8 protein-coding genes are annotated in these 5,809 nt (G+C 63.2%); all 8 read left to right on the top strand.

Annotated features, from left to right (window positions below; genetic code table 11):
• Positions 1-728, top strand: a 728-nt coding sequence (locus tag EOA29_RS22550; protein ID WP_145969746.1) for an IclR family transcriptional regulator, incomplete at its 5' end; no start/stop codon positions are given.
• An 82-nt stretch (positions 729-810) separates the two neighbouring features.
• Positions 811-1,134, top strand: a complete 324-nt coding sequence (locus tag EOA29_RS22545; RefSeq protein ID WP_126091965.1) for a metalloregulator ArsR/SmtB family transcription factor — start codon at positions 811-813, stop codon at positions 1,132-1,134.
• Positions 1,131-1,544 (top strand): SRPBCC domain-containing protein, encoded by a 414-nt coding sequence (locus tag EOA29_RS22540; RefSeq protein ID WP_126091964.1) that lies wholly within the window; start codon positions 1,131-1,133, stop codon positions 1,542-1,544. The genes EOA29_RS22545 and EOA29_RS22540 overlap by 4 nt, the downstream gene beginning before the upstream one ends.
• A 78-nt stretch (positions 1,545-1,622) precedes the next feature.
• Positions 1,623-2,015: a VOC family protein gene (locus tag EOA29_RS22535; protein WP_126091963.1), complete on the top strand. Its 393-nt coding sequence runs from the start codon at positions 1,623-1,625 to the stop codon at positions 2,013-2,015.
• Positions 2,016-2,052: 37 nt separating this feature from the next.
• Positions 2,053-2,286, top strand: coding sequence for a hypothetical protein (locus EOA29_RS22530; RefSeq protein WP_126091962.1), 234 nt, complete (start codon positions 2,053-2,055; stop codon positions 2,284-2,286).
• Positions 2,286-2,735, top strand: coding sequence for a DUF1801 domain-containing protein (locus EOA29_RS22525; protein ID WP_126091961.1), 450 nt, complete (start codon positions 2,286-2,288; stop codon positions 2,733-2,735). Before EOA29_RS22530 ends, EOA29_RS22525 begins: the two co-directional genes overlap by 1 nt.
• Positions 2,736-2,812: 77 nt before the next feature.
• Positions 2,813-3,211 (top strand): DUF1801 domain-containing protein, encoded by a 399-nt coding sequence (locus tag EOA29_RS22520; protein WP_126091960.1) that lies wholly within the window; start codon positions 2,813-2,815, stop codon positions 3,209-3,211.
• Positions 3,212-3,500: 289 nt separating this feature from the next.
• A partial coding sequence (locus EOA29_RS22515; protein ID WP_127221579.1) for an EAL domain-containing protein occupies positions 3,501-5,809 on the top strand: 2,309 nt, incomplete at its 3' end.

The following is a 5,809-nucleotide window of genomic DNA, read 5'->3' as shown; positions in this document are numbered from 1 at the left end:
CCCAGGCCGACGGCGTTGCCGCGCTCGATCGCGCAATCGCCATCCTGGACGCATTCACCATTGCCGACCGGTCGCTCGGGCTCGCCGAGATCGCTGCCCGCACCGGCCTCTACAAGAGCACCATTCTGAGGCTGGCCAATTCGCTGATGCGCGGACAATTGCTGGAGCGCCTGGAAGACGGGCGCTACCGCATCGGACCGGCCACCTTCAGGCTTGGCGCGCTCTACCAGCGCTCGGTCGTGGCGATGGATATCCTGTTGCCGATCATGCGCGACCTCTCCGAGCGGAGCTGGGAGAGCGTTGCCTTCTACGTCCGCTCGGGCGACGTGCGCACCTGTCTCTACCGGGTCGAGTCCAAGCACCCGATCCGCTACACGATCCGGGAAGGCGACGTCCTGCCTTTGCTGGTGGGCTCCGGCGGCCGCGTGCTCGCCGCCTTTTCCGGCCAGCAGGGCGAGCCCTACGAGACGATCCGCAGAACCTATAGCTGCATTTCGATCGGCGATCGCGACCCGCAGACCGCAGGCATATCCGCGCCCGTGTTCGGGCCGGGGCGGACATTGGTCGGCGCGCTGACGCTGGCCGGCCCAGGCACCCGCGTCGACGCCGCCTTCCTCAAGCGCATGAAGCGCCCGCTGCTCGAGGCCGCCGCCCGCGCCACGCGCGCCTTCGGCGAGGACGCATCCATGCTGGATGAGGCAAGCCTCGACGTGGACGCTGCAGTCTGAGCATTCCCCCAGATCCCCTGCTTGACTCACATATAGCTCAATGGTTATAGGTCAATCAATAGCCATTGGGTTATTGATCCAGATGTCGACCGCGCACGATGTGCTCTTCCGGACGCTTGCCGATCCGACAAGACGCGCCATTTTTGAACGTCTGTGCCATCAAGGCGAGCAGACGGTTGGAGCATTGACAGCGCAGGCCGGCGTCTCGCAGCCGGCGGTGTCGAAGCATCTTGGCGTGCTCAAGGAAGCCGGGCTGGTGCGCGACCGACACGAGGGCCGGCAGACTCACTATAGCGCGCAGGTCGGCGCGCTGGCGCCGCTGATGGACTGGACAAGGCAAATGGCCGGGTTCTGGGAGAGCCGGTTCGACGATCTCGAGGATCTGCTGAAGAGGATGGATCAATGAACGATATGCCGGCCGGAACGCGCTCCGTCGTTGTCGAGCGCGAGATTCCCTATCCGCCGGAAAAGATCTGGCGCGCGCTGACCGTACCGCATCTTATCGAGGAGTGGCTGATGAAGAACGACTTCAAGCCGGTCGTGGACCATCGTTTCGAACTCAGCGCGGACTGGGGAGGCGTCGAGTGTCAGGTCCAGACCGTCGAGCCCAACAAGACGCTGTCCTACACCTGGGACACCAAGGACCTGGAAAGCGTCGTCACCTGGACGCTCACCCCGACGGGCTCAGGCACTCGTCTGCGCATGGAGCAGACGGGCTTCCGGCTGGATCAGGAGCCGTATTTCCGGGGTGCCACTGTCGGCTGGCCGAGATTCCTCACAGCCCTGGAAGAGGTTCTGGCGCGGATCGAAGACTGAAGTCCCGCCGAAGCGCTCAAAAAAGCAGGCATCGTTTGGCGGGTGGCAAACCGCGAGCGAAAGCAATGGAGAAACGCAATGAAGATCAAGCTGACCAGCGTCTATGTCGACGACCAGGAGAAGGCTCTCGGCTTCTATACCGACGTGCTGGGCTTCAACAAGAAAGCCGATTTCACCAATGGACCGTTTCGCTGGCTGACCGTCGCCTCGCCTGACGACCCGGACGGCACCGAACTACAGCTCGCGTTGAATGACAATCCGGCGGCCAGGACCTATCAGCAGGCTATCTTCAAGCAGGGCCAGCCGGCGCTCATGCTGTTCACCGACGACATCAAGGGCGACCACGAGCGCATCACGGCAAATGGCGGCAGCTTCGCCATGGCGCCGACCGAGGTGACCGGTTCGACCATCGCGCAGATCGACGACACCTGCGGGAATCTCATCCAGATCACGCAGCTGGCGCGCTGGTAAGTCCGCCGTTTCATTGGTTTTTTCAGAGGAGGCAGCATTGGAATGGAGCAAGTGGATCAGGCAGTTGCATCGCTGGCTGTCGATCATTTTTACCGTGACCGTCATCGCCAACTTCGTCGCCATGGCATTGGGCGAGCCCCCCGCCTGGGTGGTCTATTCGCCGCTCCTGCCGCTTTTCCTGCTGCTGTTCAGCGGCCTCTATATGTTCGTGCTGCCCTATGCCGTCAGATGGCGCGGTGAGCAAGCAAGCGAGCGCATAGGACCGGCCTGATGGCGAAGGCGAAATCGCCGAAGCCTGCCGCCAAGCCCCCGGGCGCGAAGTCCGTCCTGCTTTCAGGCGGCAATCCGCAGATCGCCAAGGGCTACGGCGACGCTCCCGTGCAGGCCTATATCGCGGCGATGCCGGGTTGGAAGAGCGAGGTCGGCCGCCGGCTCGACCAGCTCATCATGCAGGCCGTCCCCCACGTGCAGAAGGCCGTGAAATGGAACTCGCCGTTTTACGGGATGGAAGGTGAAGGCTGGTTTCTCGGCATCCATTGTTTCACCAGGTACATCAAGGTGGCCTTCTTTCGCGGCATGTCGCTCGAGCCCGTGCCGCCCGGCGAATCCAAGAGCAAGGACACGCGCTATTTCCACATCCACGAGGCCGACCAGCTCGATGAAGCGCAATTCGTCTCCTGGGTGAAACAGGCAAGCCGATTGCCTGGTGAACGAATGTAGGCGCACTATTGATCAAGCGCGGCCCTCCCGGGAGCGTACCGTGGCGATCCACTATCCAGCATTGAAGGAGAACAGACATGGAGAAAAGCGGATCGCCGGGAAGCAAATCTCCGTCCGAGCTGATCGATGGACGTATCGAGGAATTGGGCGACTGGCGGGGTGAGATGCTTGGCCGCCTCCGTGCCCTGATCAAGGAGGCCGATCCAGACGTCACCGAGGAATGGAAGTGGCGCGGGGTGCCGGTTTGGGAGGACGCCGGAATGATCTGCACCGGCGAGACCTACAAGGCTGTCGTCAAGCTGACCTTCGCCAAGGGCGCGGCGCTGCCCGATCCCGCAGGCCTCTTCAACTCCAGCCTCGAGGGCAACACAAGGCGCGCCATCGATTTTCGCGAGGGCGAGGAGATCGACGGGGAAGCGCTCAAGGCTCTGGTTCGTGCTGCAGCGGCGCTGAACAAGTTCAAAGCCAAACGCTGATCGGCGGAGCCTGCTGGGCGCGCCATTCACCTTTATTCAGGCGAGCGGGACTCGGAGGGCTATACTAGGCTGGAAATATCCACAGGACGCGGCGCAAGCCGCGGACTGTTTTGTCGAAGACTTTCGAAAACAAATACTGCGCGAATTTATCGGCTGTTAAGCCAGACACGCTATCTGGATTGTCGTCGCCGATTGCCGGCAGACATGAGGGGAACAACATCGTCTCAACCGACGGATGAACCGGTCGGACAGACGTCGACGGGGTCAAGGCAGGCTCCATGGGAATGCGATGAAGCTCTCATCGACGGATGCCAGCCCGCGCCTCATCGGGCTGGTCTGGCCTTTCATTGCGGTCGTCCTGATCCAGGCACTGGTGGCCAGCCTCAGCCTCTACACGCTGTCGGCCGTTCGCGCCTATGTCGGCGGCGAAAGCCAGTGGTCGAAAGGGCAGAAGCAGGCCATCTACTTCCTCAGCCTCTATGCCGATACCGGCAGGCCGGAATATTTCAGCGAATACCGCCAGGCCATTGCCGTGCCGCTCGCCGATCGCTCGGCCAGGCTAGCGCTCGAACAGGCTGAGCCTGATACCGATGCCGCGCGACAGGGTTTCCTCAGCGGCAACAACCATGCCGACGACATTGCCGGCCTGATCTGGCTGTTCCAGAATTTCCGCCGCGTGAGCTACCTCGACACCGCCATCCGTCACTGGACGGAAGCCGACGAGATGATCCTCGCCATCGAGAGGCTCGGCGACGACATGCACAGAAGGCTCGAACAGGGGTCCGCGTCGCAGGCTGAGATCAGCGCCTGGAAAGCCGATATCCATCAGCTCGACCACCGCATCGGACCACTGTCCAAGGCCTTCTCCGACAGCCTCGGCGAGGGCTCGCGCTTCATCAAGATGGCGCTCACGGCCGCCAACCTCGTCACCGCGGCGCTGCTTATCTTGCTGGCGGTGTGGCGCACACGAAAGCTGATGGCTCAGCGGCAGGCCTTCCGAAGCGCCTTGAATGCCGAGCGCGAACGCGCGCAGATCACGCTGGCCTCGATCGGCCAAGCCGTCGTCAGCACCGATGCGGTTGGGCGGCTCGACTACATGAATGCCGTCGCCGAACGCTTGCTCGCCAGCCCCCTTGGCGCCGCGAGGGGCAAGCCTGTGGCCTCGCTGTTCCGGCTGATCGACAAGGATAGCGGTGTCGAGGAAACCGACCTGATCCCGCGCTTGCTGGCCGGCGAGCCCCGCCGCTCCAACGTGCGGCCACAGCTCCTGGAGCGCCCCGACCGCTCCGTCGTGCCGGTCGCGCTCAACGGCGCGCCGCTCAGCGTCTCCGGCAAGATCGTCGGCGCCGTTCTTGCTCTGCACGACATGACCCGCGAGCAGGACTTCATCGAGCGCCTGTCGTGGCAGGCATCGCACGATGCGCTCACCGGTCTCGTCAACCGCCGAGACTTCGAGAGCCGGCTGGCAGGCGCGATTTCTCAGCCGCCGGAAAAGCCGCGCGTGCATGCGCTGATGTATCTCGACCTCGACCAGTTCAAGCTGGTCAACGACACTTGCGGCCATGCGGCGGGCGACCAGCTTCTGCGCCAGATCTCGGTGTTGCTGCTCAACGAATTGCCCACCGGCGACATCCTGGCCAGGCTGGGCGGCGACGAGTTCGGCGTGCTGCTGTTCGATTGCGACACCGGCTCCGCCATCGCCACGGCGGAGCGGCTGCGCGCCACCGTCCAGGATCTGCATTTTTCCTGGGAAGGCAGGCCCTTCAACATCAGCGTCAGCATCGGCATGGTCGAGATTGCCGATTGCGGGATGTCGCTGGAGGAGGTGCTGCGCGCCGCCGATGTCGCCTGCTACATGGCGAAGGAAAAGGGACGCAACCGCATTCAGCTCCACAGCGACAGCGATACGGCGCTGCGCGAACGTTTCGGCGAGATGGCCTGGGTCCAGCGCCTGCATGCCGCGCTCGACGAGAACCGCTTCAGGCTGCATGCGCAGGAGATCTCGCCGCTCAATGAGAATGTCGCCGAGGCCGGCGCGCATATCGAGATCCTGCTCAGGCTGACCGACGAGGACGGCAACTTCGTCACGCCGCAAAGCTTCATCCCGGCGGCCGAGCGCTACGGACTTATGCCGGCGATCGACCGCTGGGTGGTTCGCAACACTTTCCAAATTCTCGCGGCCAGGCTTGCCGATCCGCGCGCCACGCCGATATCCACCTGCGCGATCAATCTTTCCGGCGCCAGCTTCGGCGACGAGACTTTCCTCGGCTTCATGCGCGAGCAATTCGCGGCCCATGGCATTGCGCCCCAGACGATCTGCCTGGAGATCACCGAGACAAGCGCCATTGCCAACCTGACGGAAGCCATGCGCTTCATCGCCGACCTGCGCGGCCTGGGCTGCCGCTTCGCGCTCGACGATTTCGGCTCCGGCATGTCGTCTTTCGCCTATCTGAAGCACCTGCCGGTCGACTACCTCAAGATCGACGGCAGCTTCGTCAAGGACATGCTGGACGACCGCATCGACCGCGCCATGGTCGAGATGATCCATCACATCGGCAAGGTGACGGGAAAACGCACCATCGCCGAATTCGTCGAGAG

This window comes from Mesorhizobium sp. M1E.F.Ca.ET.063.01.1.1 (genome assembly GCF_003998155.1).
Classification (GTDB): Bacteria; Pseudomonadota; Alphaproteobacteria; order Rhizobiales; family Rhizobiaceae; genus Mesorhizobium.
Note: the sequence above shows the minus strand (reverse complement) of the source record. Positions and strands in the feature narration are given on the sequence as shown.